The following is a 16,518-nucleotide window of genomic DNA, read 5'->3' as shown; positions in this document are numbered from 1 at the left end:
GCACCTGGCCTTTGCAGTCGCCGGCACCTTTGCAGTTCTGGACTGCATCGCTTTATGGCGGATCGTGTGGGGAGACCCTTGGGTCTGCCGGGTCCTATCTAGCCGGTTCGCTAACCCCACGCGATCCGCCTCCTTTCATTGACGGCGGGATTCTTCAGGAACGAAGTGGAGCCTCACCATGCAAGACGCATATATCCCCGTCGTTTTCCAACGCCATTCCCACCAACTACGCGCCGTGATGATCGATAACCAACCCTGGTTCGTCGCCCAGGACTTCGCCCGCCTCATTGGCGCCCAGCGCCCTGACCGTTTGCCCAATCGCATGGACCCGCACCAGAAGCGCACTGTGCTGTTGCAGTACGCCAGCGGCCTACGTGAAGAAGTGGAGGTGATCAGCGATGCCGGGGCCTACAAGGCGCTGTACCGATTCGGCCACCCGGAGCATCGGGTGATCAGCCAATGGGTGAGTGAAGTGCTGGTACCGACGCTGCATGACTATCACCGCGTCGCGGATGCCTCGCCCCAGCGGGCGTTGATGACCTGGGCCAACCAGCGCATTGGGGTGGTGAAGTGGCAAGGGGAAATCTGGATCGCCCGCAGGGACCTGCCCCTGTTCATGGCCGCAACTGATGACCCGCATCTGCGGGGTGATCCGACCTGGAGTAGGGCGCCTGGTGGAGATTGAGGAGGAAGGCCCCAGTGATTTCCCTATCTCGCATTTCCAACCCTGAAGGAGGTTAAACGCCTTGAGCATCAACACAACCTGGATACACCAAGGGCCGGTCAGAGTGGCGCTATTTCTGGTCTGTTTCTTCCCAGCACTAGCCAAAGCTGCTGTTTCTAAAGACTTCTGCAAATGGGACCGTCCGCCGTCCACGAGCTTCACGTTGGAACTGCCTGACCCGGTATTACTCATCGACGAGCGAGTGCCGGTCGGGGGCACCATGTTGACAAGAGCACTTCGCAGCGACGCCGGTTCATTCATGGGAGTGATAACCTGCACAATCGCACCGAATTCTCAGAAGTACGCGCTTTATCGCGCCAAGTTAGTAGCGGGCTATTCCAACGTATTTGAAAGCGGTATCGAAGGGATCGGCCTGAGAATCTACAGTTACGGATCCACGGGTGGATCGAACAGTAGTGGCTATGTGCCTAGCCATGACAACAACGGCTATGGCGCCTACAGACCTCGCAATAGCTTCCAACTGGAGCTCGTTCGCGTGGGGCAACGAGTGGGATCAGGGACGATACTCCTTGATTTTGGTATATCCCTGTCCAGCTCCGCATATACCGGAGGCACCTGGAGTCGCCTGACCTGGCGAGGCGCTGGGAGCGCCACGGTCATCAACGAAGCCATGTACGCCAGTTGCGAGCCAGCAAAACCTGTAGACACCGTCGATATGGGTGAGGTGCTGGGCAAGGACCTGAGAGCGGGGCGGGCGCCCGTCAAGTCCTTCTCCTTTGATGTCCGCTGCAAGGGATTGAAGCGCCCGAACCATTTGGTCCGGGCGTATTTCGAAGGTAAATCGCCAGGGACCGGGCTACTCAACATCCAGACTGGTGCCGACCAAGCAAGTGGTGTGGCGCTGGCCCTGAAGGACGCCCAGGACAATCCTTTGCAGTTCAGTTCTGGTCGCACATATCCGCTCGGATTGATCGGGGAAGATGCAGAGGGGCACCTCTATCGTTTTGAAGGAAGCGCCCAGTACGTTCGGACTGACGCTCCACTCAAGACTGGCAAGGCGGACGCAGCGCTGACCTACGTGCTGGATTACAACTGAACCCACAGAGTTCGTGGGTGGAGCCTGACGTTGTGGGGGCGATTTCAATCGCTGAGCAGCACGAAGGGCTGCCCTAGGACGTTCGCCCCCACATACGTCAGCTCAATCAGGGCTTGGCTACATGCCAGACCTGATTCACGCTATCACCTGTGGTGTCACCGGGCTTGGTGTCTTTGGCCCAGGTATAGAGCGGCTTGCCCTGATAGGCCCACTGGCGGCGGCCATCCTGGCGTACCACGACGCTGTAGCCGTTCCCTTCTTTCGCATTGGCCGGAGCCATGAAGGGCGGCCAGTTCTTGGCGCACTGGTCATTGCAGACGGACTTGCCATCGGCGTCCTTGTCGAAGGTGTAGAGCGTCATGCCCTGCTCATCGGCCAGGGTCGGGCCAAGGGCGGTGGCAACTGCCTTGGTCGGCGCGTCGGCCAGCACCACATGGGACAGGCCGCAAAGGCTCAGGGCAATGGCAGGAACCAGCATCTTCTTCAGCATGGCGAGTCTCTCTCGTCAGGGTGGCGATCCGGCTATCGCCAATGGGTTTGAGTGCGTGAAGCTGTGGCGGACGGGTCCGTAGCGAGGCTGGGGACCTGTGACTGCGGGGGGAGAGACGGCCCGCGAGCCGGTTTATTCCTTACCCTGAGAAAAAAGAAGGAAATTCATCTGAACTTGGAAAACCACGTCCTGAAGACGTGGTCATGAACCACCGGCTCTGCTTGTGACGATTGCGTTGCCCGGGTATCAGGATGACGTCCTTAGGATGTGGAGGAGCGTGCCCCAACGAACAGCATGGGTGTCGCAGGCTCGCGGAACGCCGCCCGACCCATCCTACGTTGCTACGTCGTCGTGGCCAGTTTCGTCGCAGGGAAGTGCTCCCGGATTACCTCTCGAATGCGGTCACGCCCAAAGCCCCTGGCACGCAGAGACGGGTAGGGTGCGCCGCGCGCACCGGCGATCAGCCATTGGCTGCATTCCCTCTGCGCTCCCGCATCCCGGCGAGCACGCGCTGGGCGTTTTCCTCGCAGCCCATTCCCTCGGGCTTGCCTTCGATATCGGCGATGAGGGCCAGCAATTGCTCGCGGTTTTGCGTCAGGCGCTCCTGCAGGGCGTCGATTTCGACGACCTTGCGGCGAAGGCTTTCCAGCAGGCGATCATGGTGACCGCCAGGCTCGTTCGGAGCGGGCATGAGGTTGCGCATTTCCTCAAGGCTGAAACCGGCCTGCTGCCCGCAGGTAATGACTTCCAGCGTGTGCAAGGCCTCCTCGGAGTAATCGCGATAGCCGTTGCCCAGGCGCTGGGCGCTGATCAGGCCACTGGCTTCGTAGAACCGGATGCGCGACGCGGTCAGGCCACTGCGGCGGGCGAGTTCGCCGATCTTCATTTAATGAAACTCCTCTATTGACCTTAAGGTTGACTTTAACCTTAGGCTCTCCGTAACCCAACCTCGCCGTCGTCCTGCAACCCGCAATCCGACGCACGGCGCCAACCTTCCGGAGAGCCCCATGTCGCCCTTCCAGCCCCTGCAGTTGCCCAATGGTGCCGTCATTCCCAACCGCATCGCCAAGGCGGCGATGGAGGAGAATCTCGCCAACCAGGACCAGACCCCATCTGACCAGTTGCTGCGTCTCTACCAGGCCTGGGCCGAGGGCGGCGCCGGGCTGCTGCTGACCGGCAATGTGATGGTGGATGCCCGCGCCATGACCGGTCCCGGTGGTGTGGTGTTGGAGGAGGGCCAGCGGTTGGAGCGCTTCCGCGATTGGGCACGAATCGGCCGAGCGCAGGGCGCGCAGTTCTGGATGCAGATCAACCACCCCGGCCGGCAGATGCAGGCCAATCTCGGCCAACCCACCGTCGCTCCCTCCGCCGTGGCACTGGATATGGGCGGGTTCTCGAAGATGTTCCCGGTGCCCCGGGCACTGAGTGAGGACGAGATCGGCGAGCTGATCCAGCGTTTCGCCCGCACGGCGGTGTTGGCCGAACAGGCCGGCTTCAGCGGCGTGCAGGTGCACGCCGCACACGGCTATCTGCTGAGCCAGTTTCTGTCGCCCCTGAGCAATCGCCGCAAGGACCGCTGGGGCGGCTCCATCGAGAACCGCGCACGCCTGCTACTGGAAGTGGTGAAGGCCGTACGCGCCCAGGTGTCGCCGAGTTTCTGCGTTGCCGTGAAGCTGAACTCGGCAGACTTCCAGCGCGGTGGCTTCGAGACGAATGACGCGCGCCAGGTCGTGCTCTGGCTTAATGAGCTTTCCGTGGACCTGGTGGAGCTTTCCGGTGGCAGTTACGAGGTGCCGGCCATGCAGGGTGATGCACGTGATGGCCGTACCCTGGCCCGCGAAGCCTACTTCCTGGAGTTTGCCGAGGAGATCGCCGCCGTCGCGCGCATGCCGGTGATGGTCACTGGCGGCATCCGCCGCCTGCCAGTGGTGGAGCAGGTGCTCTCGGGCGGTGTTGCCATGGCAGGCATCGCTACCGCCCTGGCGGTCAATCCGGCGCTGCCGAACCTCTGGAAGGCGGGCAATAAAAAGGCGAGCGCGGAATTGCCGTCGATCCGCTGGAAGCGCAAGGCCCTCGCTGCGCTGGCCTATATGTCCCTGGTGAAGCACCAGATGCGTCGCCTGGCCGATGGCACGCATCCGCAGCCGAACGCCTCGCCGCTGCGGACGTTGCTGCAGGAGCAGTGGAGCACCCTTCATCGTGCGCGGCAGTACCGGCGGATGATGAGCAGCCGGGCGGGTTGAGGCACCGAGGTAAGCGGGCGGATGGACTTCGACGGAGCAGGGCTGTCGGAGTCCTTCGGGTCTCGTGGGAATGACGCTTGTTAGCGGAATCCGGCTTGCCTAATCTCGTTGAACTTTGAGAACGGAAGCCTCAGTCGCTATGGATTTCATCAAGTATCACGCTGCGAGCAACGATTACCTGGTCTACACGGGAGAGCTGCCCTTCGACCTTACTTCGGCGCAAATCTCAAGGACCTGTGACCGGCACAGGGGGTTGGGATCCGACGGTATTCTCGTGCCAGTGCTCGCGCCGGCCGAAATGCCCGCCGTGCTCATCTACAACACCGATGGCTCCCTGGCTGAGAAAAGCGGCAATGGGCTGCGAATCTTCTGTCGCTACCTCTGGGATCGCGGCCATGTATCAGCCGGGGAGTTCCAGGTGCGTACGGCCGGCGGCGTGGTGTCTTGCCAGGTGCTGGACGAAGGCCGGAGTGTCGCCATTCGCATGGGGCGTGCACAGTTTCCCGACAGGGACCTGCCGGAGTTGACCGTCGAGGGGCGTGCCCTTCGGCTGAATCCGGTCTCCATGGGAAATCCTCACTGTGTGATCTTCGTCGAGCAGCCCGATGAGCTTATCGCGCGCTCGCTTGGCCCGATCATCGAGCATCTCGAACACTTTCCGAACCGCACCAATGTGCAGTTCGTCCAGGTGATCGACCGCAACAATCTGGAGGTGCGCATCTGGGAGCGCGGGGTCGGTTATACGCAGTCCTCGGGTACCAGCAGTTGCGCGGCGGCGGCGGTCAGCCGGCGGCTTGGGCTGGTAGATCCCAAGGTCGATGTTCATATGCCAGGCGGGATGATCCAGATCGTCCTGGATGACGACTTCGACGTCCTGATGCAAGGACCAGTTTGCCGCGTGGGCAGTTACAGCCTGGACCCGGAGTGCCTGGCCTGAATCGGAAGTGAGGGGGGCGCTGCGGCTTCGATCGGAACCGTGCCATGCCGGAGTCGATCGCCGAGGCGGTGCGCGTGGCGCACCCTACAGGTGGCGAGTCGGGGAGGTTACCTGGCGGGGCGTTCGGTCTTCCTCTTGCGGCTTCTGATTGGCTCGATCTGCCAGGTTGCGACGATTTCCTCGCCGTACTCGGCCACCCAGGCCCGGTAGGTCAGGTTGCGGCCCACGCGCACCTGTATGGACTGTCGCGTGTGCGGATTGAGATAGGTCCGCAGGGGCTGGGGCGTCGGGCCTGGCACCGCTCGCCGGGTGTTTCGATCCAGCATGGCGAGCAGCTGCGATCGACTGATGCTGTATTCACGCATCAGCGCATGGACGGCGGAAATGAAATGGCGGTCAGTTTCGGAGAGGGCATGCATGGGCATCCTCCTAAAAACGCTGCCACAGCGACACGGGACGCCATGGCAGCTAGGGGAACAACATGCATTGCACTCTAGAGTGTAGCCCCGGTTATCGGTTATCCGCGCCCGACACCTTGCGGTGCAGGGGCGCCACATTCAGCACGCGTGGCGACGATTGGCGCTGCCTGATGTTGGGGATCGTGTGCTTCGCGAAATCTGCCGGCCGTTCGGGTCAGCCGATGGCCTTGGACATTTCAGCGGTGGCCGCCCAGCCCAACTCTTCATATACCGGCCTGCCGGCCTGGGTCGCGTGCAGCACGGCAAAGCTCACCCCGCGCTGTGCAAACTCGGCTTCGGCCAACTTCATGAGCGCCGACGCCAGGCCCCGGCGCCGATAGGCCGGCTCGACGAACACATTCAGTACATAGCCGCGCTGGTCCAGGCTCGGATGGGACGGGTGCGGAGGCCATTCGATGCTCATGAGGCCTATTGCCGCCACAGACTGCCCTCCGTCCTGCAGGGCAAAGCCGTAATAACGGCCATCGGTCAGCCGCTGACGCAGCCAGGGCCGGAAGTGCTCGGTCATCACCCGCAACTCCGACGGAACGCCTCCGGCTTCGAGGAACATGGCTTCGCGATGTACGCAGATCATCTCAAGGTCACTCAGCTCCAGCCGACGCGCCTTCAATCCTGAAAAGTCGATATCCCCGGGAATCTCGTTCATCGCACGGTCCTGCCTGTTCGGAGCGATCGATGCTAGGGCCGGGGAGAAGTCACCGATAGGTGCAGATCGCAAGCAAATTCTCCATACAGCCACGGCGGTCTGCGCGCTTTTGCTGGCCCAAACGGGAGGGTCTACTCTGCACCGATAGATGTGGCGTCGTGGTTCAGCCTGGCGAGGAGGGGAGACGATGAGAACATTGCGATTGGGCATGCTGGCGTTGGCGGCATGCCTGACCCTGGCGGCGGCATCCGGCATCGCCCGTGCCGATCAGGTGCCCATGATCACCGGTGAGCAATGGATGCGGTCAACGGAGGAGCTCAAGAAGGTCTATCTCATCGGCATCGCCAACGCCTTCGAGGTGGAAGCGGCCTACCACGCCTCGAAGCCGCCGACCGATGAGCAGAGCCTGATTCCGCGTTTCGGCAGGGGCCTGAAGGGGCACACGCTCGATACTGTGCGCGAAGGGCTGAACCAGTGGTACGCCGCCCATCCTGACCGTGTGAATCGGCCCGTCCTGGAGACCATCTGGTTCGAGATGGTCGTGCCCGGTCTTGAGAAGAACAAGTAGCGGAGATGAACATGAAGCGGTTGCTTACGTTTGCCGCAGTCCTCACCGCAGTGGGTGTGATCGGCTGCACTTCGATGTCTTCCCAGCAACAGGGAACCTTGAGCGGCGCGGCTATCGGTGCCGCGGCCGGTGCCGGTATTGCCGCCATCGCCGGTGGCAGTGGATGGACCGGCGCAGCGGTTGGCGCCGTCGCCGGCGGGGTTGTCGGCAACATCAGGGGCAGCAAGCAGAAGTAGGCGGGCCAGTCCGCCCCCTGGCAATGGCTTTCGATTGCCAGGGACACGCTTGCGAAGTGACTTCAGGCCAGTAGCCCGCCAGCCGGACAGATAGATGTTCGCGGTCGATAGCCGCCACATCCTACAGAAGCGACGTTTGGCTCCCGGAGCCGGTTGTTCCGGGTGAGGTGAGCAGTGGATCGAGAAACCTTGGCCGTGTTGGCCGATCTGGTCGAGCGAGCCGCCACCGCGCTTGAAGCCAATGGCTGGGCAAGAGAGAGCATCGTGCTGGCAAACCCCACTCGCGAGCGGATCCTGCTTGCCGGAGAGTTTCTGGTGGAGAAGGCCGCTGACCGGTTCCCGGCGCTTGATCCGTATGTGGCGTCGAGTACGGACGGCACCATTACGCTGGTTCTGGATCCTCAGAAGGCCCGGTAATCCCCTTAAGTAATTGCCCAGCGTTTCGGTGCCCTGGCAATCCGCTCGTGCGCATGGCGCACCCTACCTGCGCAGTTTCAGCCCGTCCGCTGATGCAAACGGCGATATTCAACTTGCTGGCTACACTCAAATCGATTCGAGCGTGCTTCTCCGGAAATCGGGAGAGCCAAGTGGAGCTACTGATCGAGCAGGCCACCGTGCAGGACAAACCTGTATGGCTGGTCCATGCCTGCGGCATGACGTTCAGTTTTCATGACGAGGCTTCCGCCGTGGCTTTCGCGACTAAGCTGCAAGAGCGAGTTGACGCGCCTCACCAACTTTCAGCGGAAGCGGTGAAGCATTGGGCTGCTGAGCATTACCACATGCTACGAGGCTCCTAGCGGTCCAAGCGATTCGAAAGGCAGTGCCCGGCTGCGGGGCACGAGTTGGATCGAACCAGCTCCCAGCAGTGATTCAAGCAGTCTGTTCGGTGGCGGGGACCACTCGAAGGGTCATGCTGTGCGGTAACGACCATTTCCAGTTGGCCGGCCATTCAATTGAGCGGTGCCGTCTTGGCAAGGAGCTTTATATGGTCGATTCCACCAGCAACGTGCAGTTGGGTAAGCAGGCCGAACCCGGCAAGCAGACACAGGTCGCCGCCTCCAGCGATAAATTGAAGGTCGGGGCGCTGATCGCCCTGGTCGTCGGCTCGATGGTTGGCGGCGGCATCTTCTCCCTTCCACAGAACATTGCAGCGAGCGCCAGCGCCGGCGCCACCCTGATCGGCTGGCTGATCACCGGGGTTGGCATGCTGATGCTGGCTTTCGTCTTCCAGACCCTCGCCAACCGCAAGCCCAAGCTCGATGGCGGTGTGTATGCCTATGCCAAGGCCGGGTTCGGCGACTACATGGGCTTCTCTTCGGCCTGGGGCTACTGGATCAGCGCCTGGATCGGCAACGTCAGCTACATGGTGCTGCTGTTCAGTACCCTGGGCTTCTTCTTCCCCCTGTTCGGTGAGGGCAACACCCTGCCGGCGATCATCTGCGCCTCGGTTCTGCTGTGGTTCTTGCACTTCCTGGTGCTGCGCGGGATCAAGGAGGCGGCGTTCATCAATACCCTGACCACCATCGCCAAGATGGTGCCCCTGGCGCTGTTCATCGTCATTTGCGCCATCGCCTTCAAGCTGGATGTGTTCACCTCCGATTTCTGGGGTGCCGGCAACAGTGACCTGGGCACGGTGATGAACCAGGTGCGCAACATGATGCTGGTCACCGTCTGGGTGTTCATCGGCATTGAGGGCGCAAGCATCTTCTCCGCCCGCGCCGAAAAGCGCAGCGACGTCGGCAAGGCCACGGTGGTCGGCTTCGTTGGCGTGCTCCTGCTACTGGTGGCGGTCAACGTGCTGTCCCAGGGCATCCTGGCCCAGGCCCAGCTGGCCGGCCTGAAGAATCCGTCGATGGCAGGCGTGCTGGAGAGCGTGGTCGGCCATTGGGGGGCCGTCCTCATCAGCGTCGGGCTGATCGTTTCCCTGGCGGGTGCGCTGCTGTCCTGGACTCTGCTGTGCGCCGAGATTCTGTTCGCCAGTGCCCGCGACCACACCATGCCGGAGTTCCTGCGCAAGGAAAACGCCAACCAGGTGCCGGTCAACGCCTTGTGGCTGTCCAACGGGCTGATCCAGCTGTTCCTGATCATCACCCTGTTCAACAGCTCCACCTACCTCAGCCTGCTGTACCTGGCCACCTCGATGATCCTGGTGCCGTACTTCTGGTCCGCCGCCTACGCGTTGCTGCTGGCCTGGCGTCATGAAACCTACGAGCAAGCTCCCGGCGAGCGTGGCAAGGACCTGCTGATCGCGCTGATTGCCGTGCTCTACGCCGTCTGGCTGGTGTATGCGGCCGGGGTGCAGTACCTGCTGCTGTCGGCGCTGCTCTATGCGCCGGGGGCGATCCTGTTCGCCAAGGCCAAACGCGAACTGGGACAGCCAGTGTTCACGTCGGTCGAGAAGGTGATCTTCCTGGTGGTGCTGATCGGTGCGCTGATCGCCGGATACGGCCTGTACAGCGGCTTCCTCAGCCTCTGACTCGGGGCACACATGGCGGACGGCGTTTTGCGTCCGCCATTTCCGGTTCGAATTTCGAGGGAGATCGCCATGGATAGACCCGGAGATGAATCCCGGCAAAGAGTGCTCGACCCCGTGGACCGCGCAACCGAAGTGATTTTCGGGCTGCTGATGGCCATGACCTTCATCGGCTCACTGAGCGTCGCCACCTCGGGCCGTGAAGAGGCGCGGACCATGCTGATCGCGGCCTTCGGCTGCAACCTCGCGTGGGGTCTGGCCGATGCCATGATGTACCTGCTGCGTACCTGGACCGAACGTACCCGTAGCCGAACGCTGATGGCCCGCCTGCAGGGCGACGCAGGGGCGGACAGGGGGAGGGCACTGATAGCCGACGCGCTACCGCCGCGCATAGCCGAGGCGGCGGACCCCGACGGATTGGAGATGCTGCGTTTGCGCTTGCTGCTCAACGCCGACAAGCCCTTTCGCTCGCGGCTGGACTTCGAAGACATCAAGGGCGCGTTGGGCACCTTCCTGCTGGTGGTGCTGGCGACCTTTCCGCCGGTGATTCCCTTCCTGCTGATCGATACCACCGGCGTGGCGATTCGCACCTCCAACCTGGTGGCCCTGGGGATGCTGTTCCTCAGCGGCTGGCTGCTGGCCCGCTACTCCGGCGGCAACACCTGGGCAACGGGCGCGGCATTGGCGTTGGTGGGAACGGCGTTGCTCTTCGCGATCATCGCACTGGGCGGGTGACCGAGGCAGGGTGCGTCGCGCTCACCGTTCAAGGGAATGCGCGACGCTCAGTTACCCGTGCGCATGGCGCACCCTACCTACGAACCTCGCTTACTCAGTGGCCATTTCCTGCAACATCTCCAGCGCTCGATCAAAGTCGAAAAGCTCGACCTGCTGCGCCACCTTGGCCAGAAGCGCCGCCTCTGCCGGGGCGGTAGCCAAGGCTTGCAGCGCCTTGAGGGTATCCAAGGCTGCTGCATCGCTATCGGCCAGAAGCCGCTTCAGTTCGGTCAGGCGAGCGCCAAACCGTGCCGGTGAGCGTGGCGCGGCGGGCTGCTCATTGGCGGGACTCGATTGCGCGACCTCAGCGAGGGCGGCCAGCAATGGAGCAAGGCAGCGCTCGACCTCCAGGAGCCGGGACTGTATCGCCTCGGACGCCTCCCCAGCGAGGCAGGCCTGTTCCAGCGCGGTGGCTGCCTGAGCCACCGTCCCGGCACCGATATTACCGGCGGTGCCGCGCAGGGTATGGGCCAGTCGGGTTGGCGCCGTCGGATCGTCGCTGGCACTTGCCTGCTGGAACTGTTCACTGAAACGCGCCTGGCTGGCATGGAACTTACGTAGCAGACGCAGGTACAGGTCACGGTTTCCCATGCAGGTCGCGAGACCTGCGGCCAGATCGATGCCTTCCAGGCGCTCGGGCAGCTCCGTGGTTGCCTCGCGAGCTTTGACCATCGGCGCCTCAGCCTTGCGACGGGCACCCGGCCTGATCCACCTGGCCAGGGTGGCGAACATATCGGTCACATTCAGTGGTTTGGAAATATGGTCATTCATGCCGCTGGCCAGGGCCCGCTCGCGATCACCCGCCATGGCATTGGCGGTCATGGCAATCACTGGCATTTCAGCGAAACGGGGTTGCTGGCGAATCCGGCGGGTGGCCGTGTAGCCATCCATCACCGGCATCTGGCAATCCATCAGCACGCCATCGAAATCCGCGTCCTGTTCCAGCAGGTCGAGCGCCTGTTGCCCGTCAACCACCTGGCTCAGCTCGACTCCGGCACCGTGCAGCAGCTCGCTGGCGAGTTCACGGTTGAGTTCGTTGTCTTCCACCAGCAGCAGGCGGGCGCCCCGCAAGCCGGCCATGTCGTTTGCACTTTGCCCGTAGCGCTCGCTGGCGCGGGTTCCGGCCTGGGGCACCTTGCCGAGCACCGTGCCCAATGCCTCCAGCAAGGTGGAAGGGGTCACCGGCTTGGTCAGTACGACCGGCAGAGTCACGCCCTGACGCTGGGCCTGCTCGCGCACCTCTTCACGGCCAAAGGCAGTCACCATGATCACCGATGGCGTGCGGGCCAGATTGGCCTCGTGCATGCGCCGGACCGTCTCCACGCCATCCATGCCGGGCATGCGCCAGTCCATCAGCACCAGGTCATAGGGCAGGTTGCGCTGCTCGGCATCCACCAGCATGCGCAAGGCCAGGCCACCGCTGTCGGCTACGTCCACCTCCACGCCGTAACTCCTGGCCATGCTGGAGAGGATTTCGCGGGCGCTGGCGTTGTCGTCCACCACCAGCACGCGTGTGCCGAGCAATTCGTCGGCGGTGAACATGCGCCGTGGCTGCGCATTGCGCTGTATGTCCAGGCTCAGGCTGAAATGAAAGGTCGAGCCCTGGCCGGGCACGCTTTCCACCCAGATGCGCCCGCCCATGAGCTCCACCAGGCGTTTGGAAATAGAGAGGCCGAGCCCGGTGCCGCCGTATTTGCGGGTGGTGGAGCTGTCGGCCTGGCTGAAGGACTGGAACATGCGCCCGCACTGTTCCTCGCTCATGCCGATCCCGGTGTCGCGCACCCAGAAATGCAGTTCCACCCGCGCATCGTCACCCCCGATGCGCTCAACACCCACGACGATCTCCCCGCGTTCGGTGAATTTCGCCGCGTTGTTACCCAGATTGATCAACACCTGCCCCAGACGTAGCGGATCGCCAAGCAGCGCAGTCGGCAGGTTGGGGGAGGTGTTGTAGAGCAGCTCCAGGCCTTTGTCCTCCGCCTTCAGGCCGACCATGCTGGCGAAGTTCTCCAGGACATCCTCCAGGTGGAAGGGAATGACTTCGAGGTCCATCTTGCCGGCTTCGATCTTGGAGAAGTCGAGGATGTCATTGATGATCCCCAGCAGGTTTTCTGCCGAGCGATGCACCTTCTCGATGTAGTTGCGTTGCCGCGGGTCCAGCTCCGTGCGCAGTGCCAGATGGCTCATGCCGATGATGGCGTTCATCGGTGTGCGGATCTCGTGGCTCATGTTGGCCAGGAAATCGCTCTTGGCACGGGTTGCCTCTTCGGCCATCTCCCGGGCGCGTTGCACCACGGCTTCGGCTTGCTTGCGCTCGCTGATGTCCCGCGCCGAGGCGCACACGCAGGTGCCGCGCCCCTCCAGCGCCGGCAGGTGTGACAGGCCGATCTCCACGGAGAAGAGGCTGCCGTCCTTGCGCACGCCCTGCAGGTCATCCAGGTTGGCGCCCATCTGCCGGGTGCCGCCCTGAGCCATGAAACCGTCCCGCAACTCGACGTGGCGTGCACGGTAAGCGCTGGGCACGAGACGCTCGACGGATTCGCCGATCGGTTCACCGGTGGCGTAGCCGAACAGGCTGTCCAGCTGCGGGTTGGTCATCAGGATGCGACCGTCCGAGCCAATCACGATCATGCCGTCGGGCGCCGCCTCGATAATGCCCCGGTACCAGGCCTCGGTAGCGCGCAGCGCACTCTGCTGCGATTCCAGTTCCTGCGCCTGCTGTTCCAGCTGCAACGCCTGGGCGCCCATTTCGTCGGCCTGCCGGCGCGTTTCCGCGAGCAATTCCTGTACGGCCAGATTGCGCTCCATCAGCGCCATGGCCCCGGCCAGTCTGGGCAGCGCCTCCTGCAACAAGGCCGTCTCGCGCTCGCCCAACGCCTGGAATCCAGCCAGTTCGAGCACGCCATGCAGCCGGTCGCCACGCAGAATCGGTTGCAGCAGCAGATAACTGGCCGGCAGTTCACCCAATTGCGAGCGCAGCCGGCCGAATGCCTGTGGCAACCCCCCGAACTGGCGCGGCGTGCGGTCAAGCGCGCACTGTCCGAGCAAGCCGGTGCCCAGCGCTACAACGTCATTCGGCGGGTAATCCGGGTCGGTGGCGTAACTGCCCATGAGCTCCAGATGATCGCTGCCTTGCCTGAGGCTGTAGAGCACGCCCCGGCAGGTGCCGAGCATGCCGGCCATGTGTCTGAGAAAGGTCTGGGCCAGCTCATCCGGCGTGGTCGCTTGCGGCAGGTCGGCCTGCAAGTGCGCTGACTGCGCCTGTATCCAGCGCTGACGATCGAGTTGCTGGGCCTTGGTCTGCAGAGTGGCAATGGCGCGGGCCAGGTCGCCCGTTTCGTTCGCCATGTCGGTATGGGGTATGTGCTGATCCAGCTGCCCCGCGGTCAGCTGGTCGACGGCAACACGCACCCGGTTGAGCGGCAGCCGAATCGAACGACTGACCAGGCTGGAGAGCAGCAACGCCAAGGTCAGCCCGCCCAGCAGCAGTACGTAGGTCAGGGTCGTGCTGAACCGGGCGAACTCGGCGATCTGCTTGGCGGTGTCATGGATGAAATTTTCCTTGACCTGGGCCATGCGGTTGAGCAGTTGGTCAGCCTGCTGGTCCAGGGCCTGGAATTCGCCGCTGTTGAGCTGCATCAGCGCCTGGCCCTGATACCCCCGGCCGACCAGATCCAGGGCTTCTTCACCGCCACGCTGTATCCGCTCCAGCAGCACCTCCAGCTCGGCCAGTTGCACCAGGCTCTGTTGCAGGCGCAGCGTCGGCCGCGCCTGAGCCAGCGACTCCTGTAATCGCTCGCGGGTCTCGTTCAGCTGCTTCAGCGCGTCGATACGGATTTCTCCGCTGCTGGTACCCACGGCACGCTGCAGCGCCTGGACCAGATGTGGCAGCTGCGCACGTGCTTCCTGCAGGTGAGCGGCGCCTACCAGGTCCTTCTGGTAGAGCTGCTGCATATCGCGCTGCAACAATTCCTGGGTGCGCAGGCTTTGCACACCGAGAATCAGGACCAGCGCCAGCAGCGCGGCAAATCCCATGACCAGCTTGCTACGCAGGGACAGGCGCTCAAGCAGGGCAGACACTATGTTCATGGCAACTCCCCATTGCCGACACCAGAAAGGTCACGCCGAGACTCAGGGTTCCTGCGCGATGTGCTCAAGGGCCGCGAGTTGCCTGGCCATGTCCTGATCGCTGTCGGCATAACGTTCTGCAATCGTGCGGAATTGCCCATGGCAACTCAGGAAGGCATCGCAGATGTCCGGGTCGAAGTGCGCGCCGCGCCCCTGACGGATGATCTCCACCGCCTGCTCATGGGACATGCCGGCCTTGTACACGCGCCGGCTGATCAGCGCATCGTAGACATCCGCAACGGCCATCAGCCGCGCACTGATGGGGATATCATCGGCCGCCAGCCCCTCGGGATAGCCGCTGCCGTCCCACTTTTCCTGGTGGCTGTAGGCAATTTCCTTGGCCAGACGCAGGAAGCCGACGGAGATGCCCAACTGATCCTCGGCATGCTGGATGGCATCCCGACCCAGGGTGGTATGGGTTTTCATGATGTCGAACTCTTCCGGGGTCAGGCGCCCTGGTTTGAGCAGGATGTAGTCGGGAATGCCGATCTTGCCGATGTCGTGCAGCGGCGCTGACTTGAACAGCAGTCGAATGGTTTCGTCATTGAGGAAGTGCCTGAAGCGCGGATGGTCGCGCAGCAGTTCGGCCAGCAGCTCCACGTAGTGCTGGGTACGGCGGATATGGTTGCCCGTTTCGTTGTCCCGGGTTTCGGCGAGCGAGGTCATGGCCTGGATGGTCACGTCCTGAATGGCCATTACTTCGGCGGTGCGGCGTTGCACTTCCTTCTCCAGGTACTCCTTCTGGTCACGCAGGAAGTCGGCAGCGGCCTTGATCTTCAGCTGGGTTTCCACCCGCGCCAGAACCACCGGTGGGCTGATCGGCTTGGTGATGTAGTCCACGGCGCCCAGTTTCAGGCCAAGGATCTCGTCCTCCATGGCCGCCATGGCAGTGAGGAAGATGATGGGAATGTCAGCGGTACGCGGATCGTGCTTGAGCTGTTCCGCCACCTGATGGCCGGAAAGCCCCGGCATCATGATGTCCAGCAGGATCAGGTCCGGCAGTGGATCAGCCTGCAGTAACCGAAGTGCCTTCTCGCCGCTGTTGGCGGCCTTGACCCGATACCGGTCCTTCAACAGGTCGGCCATCAGCATCAGGTTGTCGGGCGTGTCGTCTACGACGAGAACCGTGGCTGCTCTATAGGTGTCTTGCGTGCTGTCCATGATCCGTAGCTCCCCAGCCGGTCTGAGAGCGGCGCAGACTCCTGCCGCCCGGTTGTAGGGGAGATTAGTCGTGGATTGTGGAGATGACGATTCAGGCCCCAACTTCCCGCCCGCGCAGGCTCAAGGGATAGGTTCGGCGAACCGCTTGTCCATCGACCTTTGTCAGATGGCCATCACCACGGTCCAAACAGGGAAGGGTCAGGCTGCTGCAAGGGAACAAACATGGCCAGTGCACTCAAGATCCGGGCTACGGTGATCTGCCTCCGAGACAATAAGGTCCTGCTCGTCCGCAAGACGCAGAAGAAGTGGAACCTTCCGGGCGGGCGGATCGAATCGGACGAGGCTCCAACGCAAGCGGCGCAGCGGGAACTCCTTGAAGAAATCGGACTGGAAGCGGAGCAGCTCGATTTCGTCATCCAGCTTGAGCTGTACGAAACCCTCCACCACATCTTCCACGCCCAGCTTCCCACCTCGCAGGCCCCGCAGCCGCTCAATGAAATTGCGGAATGCCGCTGGTTCCCCGTGGAGTTCCTTGACGAAGAGAACTGCCACAAGGCCGTCCATCGCCTGTTCAAGGAGGCAGAGGTGGCTTGATGGGTAGG

The 16,518-nt window shown here is 62.7% G+C and carries 17 protein-coding genes; 11 read left to right on the top strand and 6 right to left on the bottom strand.

Annotated features, from left to right (window positions below; all coding sequences use genetic code 11):
• Positions 1–178 precede the first annotated feature (178 nt).
• Positions 179–685: a BRO family protein gene (locus tag E8E91_RS21595; RefSeq protein WP_280378668.1), complete on the top strand. Its 507-nt coding sequence runs from the start codon at positions 179–181 to the stop codon at positions 683–685.
• Between the two features lie 61 nt (positions 686–746).
• Complete coding sequence (locus E8E91_RS21590; RefSeq protein ID WP_280378666.1) at positions 747–1,781, top strand: fimbrial protein; 1,035 nt, start codon at positions 747–749, stop codon at positions 1,779–1,781.
• Between the two features lie 106 nt (positions 1,782–1,887).
• Here E8E91_RS21590 and E8E91_RS21585 read toward each other — a convergent pair whose 3' ends face one another.
• Positions 1,888–2,271, bottom strand: a complete 384-nt coding sequence (locus tag E8E91_RS21585; protein WP_280378665.1) for a hypothetical protein — start codon at positions 2,269–2,271, stop codon at positions 1,888–1,890.
• 460 nt (positions 2,272–2,731) lie between these two features.
• Entirely contained in the window at positions 2,732–3,157 is a 426-nt protein-coding gene (locus E8E91_RS21580; RefSeq protein ID WP_280378663.1) for a MerR family transcriptional regulator, read from the bottom strand.
• Between the two features lie 121 nt (positions 3,158–3,278).
• Between E8E91_RS21580 and E8E91_RS21575 the strand changes: the two genes are divergently transcribed.
• Positions 3,279–4,514: an NADH:flavin oxidoreductase/NADH oxidase family protein gene (locus E8E91_RS21575; RefSeq protein ID WP_280378661.1), complete on the top strand. Its 1,236-nt coding sequence runs from the start codon at positions 3,279–3,281 to the stop codon at positions 4,512–4,514.
• A gap of 139 nt (positions 4,515–4,653) precedes the next feature.
• Positions 4,654–5,451: a diaminopimelate epimerase gene (gene dapF / locus E8E91_RS21570; protein WP_280378659.1), complete on the top strand. Its 798-nt coding sequence runs from the start codon at positions 4,654–4,656 to the stop codon at positions 5,449–5,451.
• A 107-nt stretch (positions 5,452–5,558) separates the two neighbouring features.
• On the opposite strand, the gene E8E91_RS21565 is transcribed toward dapF, so the two are convergent.
• On the bottom strand, positions 5,559–5,870 hold the full coding sequence (locus E8E91_RS21565; RefSeq protein ID WP_280371375.1) for a hypothetical protein: 312 nt from the start codon (positions 5,868–5,870) through the stop codon (positions 5,559–5,561).
• Between the two features lie 214 nt (positions 5,871–6,084).
• Entirely contained in the window at positions 6,085–6,576 is a 492-nt protein-coding gene (locus tag E8E91_RS21560) for a GNAT family N-acetyltransferase (RefSeq protein WP_280378657.1), read from the bottom strand.
• 187 nt (positions 6,577–6,763) lie between these two features.
• Between E8E91_RS21560 and E8E91_RS21555 the strand changes: the two genes are divergently transcribed.
• The 6 genes from E8E91_RS21555 to E8E91_RS21530 all read left to right on the top strand — a co-directional run bounded on the left by E8E91_RS21555 (position 6,764) and on the right by E8E91_RS21530 (position 10,588).
• A complete protein-coding gene (locus E8E91_RS21555; protein ID WP_280378656.1) occupies positions 6,764–7,144 on the top strand; it encodes a hypothetical protein in 381 nt (126 codons plus the stop codon).
• 11 nt (positions 7,145–7,155) lie between these two features.
• The gene (locus E8E91_RS21550) at positions 7,156–7,380 is read left to right on the top strand and encodes a YMGG-like glycine zipper-containing protein (protein WP_280371381.1); all 225 of its coding nucleotides are present in this window, start codon (positions 7,156–7,158) and stop codon (positions 7,378–7,380) included.
• A 174-nt stretch (positions 7,381–7,554) separates the two neighbouring features.
• Positions 7,555–7,797 (top strand): hypothetical protein, encoded by a 243-nt coding sequence (locus E8E91_RS21545; protein WP_280378655.1) that lies wholly within the window; start codon positions 7,555–7,557, stop codon positions 7,795–7,797.
• A gap of 170 nt (positions 7,798–7,967) precedes the next feature.
• Complete coding sequence (locus E8E91_RS21540; protein WP_280378654.1) at positions 7,968–8,177, top strand: hypothetical protein; 210 nt, start codon at positions 7,968–7,970, stop codon at positions 8,175–8,177.
• Between the two features lie 188 nt (positions 8,178–8,365).
• Positions 8,366–9,856, top strand: coding sequence for an arginine-ornithine antiporter (gene arcD / locus E8E91_RS21535; protein ID WP_280378652.1), 1,491 nt, complete (start codon positions 8,366–8,368; stop codon positions 9,854–9,856).
• Positions 9,857–9,925: 69 nt separating this feature from the next.
• Positions 9,926–10,588 carry a VIT1/CCC1 transporter family protein gene (locus tag E8E91_RS21530; RefSeq protein ID WP_280378650.1) on the top strand — a complete coding sequence of 221 codons (663 nt, stop codon included), beginning with the start codon at positions 9,926–9,928 and terminating at the stop codon, positions 10,586–10,588.
• A 90-nt stretch (positions 10,589–10,678) separates the two neighbouring features.
• On the opposite strand, the gene E8E91_RS21525 is transcribed toward E8E91_RS21530, so the two are convergent.
• Together E8E91_RS21525 and E8E91_RS21520 are read right to left on the bottom strand one after the other, a co-directional pair.
• Complete coding sequence (locus tag E8E91_RS21525) at positions 10,679–14,716, bottom strand: response regulator (RefSeq protein WP_280378648.1); 4,038 nt, start codon at positions 14,714–14,716, stop codon at positions 10,679–10,681.
• Between the two features lie 42 nt (positions 14,717–14,758).
• Complete coding sequence (locus E8E91_RS21520) at positions 14,759–15,916, bottom strand: two-component system response regulator (protein WP_280378647.1); 1,158 nt, start codon at positions 15,914–15,916, stop codon at positions 14,759–14,761.
• Between the two features lie 222 nt (positions 15,917–16,138).
• On the opposite strand from E8E91_RS21520, the gene E8E91_RS21515 reads away from it, so the two are divergent.
• Positions 16,139–16,510 (top strand): NUDIX domain-containing protein, encoded by a 372-nt coding sequence (locus tag E8E91_RS21515; protein WP_280378645.1) that lies wholly within the window; start codon positions 16,139–16,141, stop codon positions 16,508–16,510.
• The last annotated feature ends 8 nt before the right edge of the window (positions 16,511–16,518 follow it).

Source organism: Pseudomonas sp. BN515, assembly GCF_029873155.1.
GTDB lineage: Bacteria > Pseudomonadota > Gammaproteobacteria > Pseudomonadales > Pseudomonadaceae > Metapseudomonas.
The sequence above is the reverse complement of the archived record's forward strand: the minus strand, read 5'-3'. Positions and strand labels throughout refer to the sequence as shown.

Excerpts from the sequence above, each read along its gene's own strand:
- E8E91_RS21595 (WP_280378668.1), top strand. The coding sequence starts at position 179 with ATGCAAGACGCATATATCCCCGTCGTTTTCCAACGCCATTCCCACCAA.
- E8E91_RS21585 (WP_280378665.1), bottom strand. The coding sequence starts at position 2,271 with ATGCTGAAGAAGATGCTGGTTCCTGCCATTGCCCTGAGCCTTTGCGGC.
- E8E91_RS21580 (WP_280378663.1), bottom strand. The coding sequence starts at position 3,157 with ATGAAGATCGGCGAACTCGCCCGCCGCAGTGGCCTGACCGCGTCGCGC.
- E8E91_RS21575 (WP_280378661.1), top strand. The coding sequence starts at position 3,279 with ATGTCGCCCTTCCAGCCCCTGCAGTTGCCCAATGGTGCCGTCATTCCC.
- dapF (WP_280378659.1), top strand. The coding sequence starts at position 4,654 with ATGGATTTCATCAAGTATCACGCTGCGAGCAACGATTACCTGGTCTAC.
- E8E91_RS21565 (WP_280371375.1), bottom strand. The coding sequence starts at position 5,870 with ATGCATGCCCTCTCCGAAACTGACCGCCATTTCATTTCCGCCGTCCAT.
- E8E91_RS21560 (WP_280378657.1), bottom strand. The coding sequence starts at position 6,576 with ATGAACGAGATTCCCGGGGATATCGACTTTTCAGGATTGAAGGCGCGT.
- E8E91_RS21555 (WP_280378656.1), top strand. The coding sequence starts at position 6,764 with ATGAGAACATTGCGATTGGGCATGCTGGCGTTGGCGGCATGCCTGACC.
- E8E91_RS21550 (WP_280371381.1), top strand. The coding sequence starts at position 7,156 with ATGAAGCGGTTGCTTACGTTTGCCGCAGTCCTCACCGCAGTGGGTGTG.
- arcD (WP_280378652.1), top strand. The coding sequence starts at position 8,366 with ATGGTCGATTCCACCAGCAACGTGCAGTTGGGTAAGCAGGCCGAACCC.
- E8E91_RS21530 (WP_280378650.1), top strand. The coding sequence starts at position 9,926 with ATGGATAGACCCGGAGATGAATCCCGGCAAAGAGTGCTCGACCCCGTG.
- E8E91_RS21525 (WP_280378648.1), bottom strand. The coding sequence starts at position 14,716 with ATGAACATAGTGTCTGCCCTGCTTGAGCGCCTGTCCCTGCGTAGCAAG.
- E8E91_RS21520 (WP_280378647.1), bottom strand. The coding sequence starts at position 15,916 with ATGGACAGCACGCAAGACACCTATAGAGCAGCCACGGTTCTCGTCGTA.
- E8E91_RS21515 (WP_280378645.1), top strand. The coding sequence starts at position 16,139 with ATGGCCAGTGCACTCAAGATCCGGGCTACGGTGATCTGCCTCCGAGAC.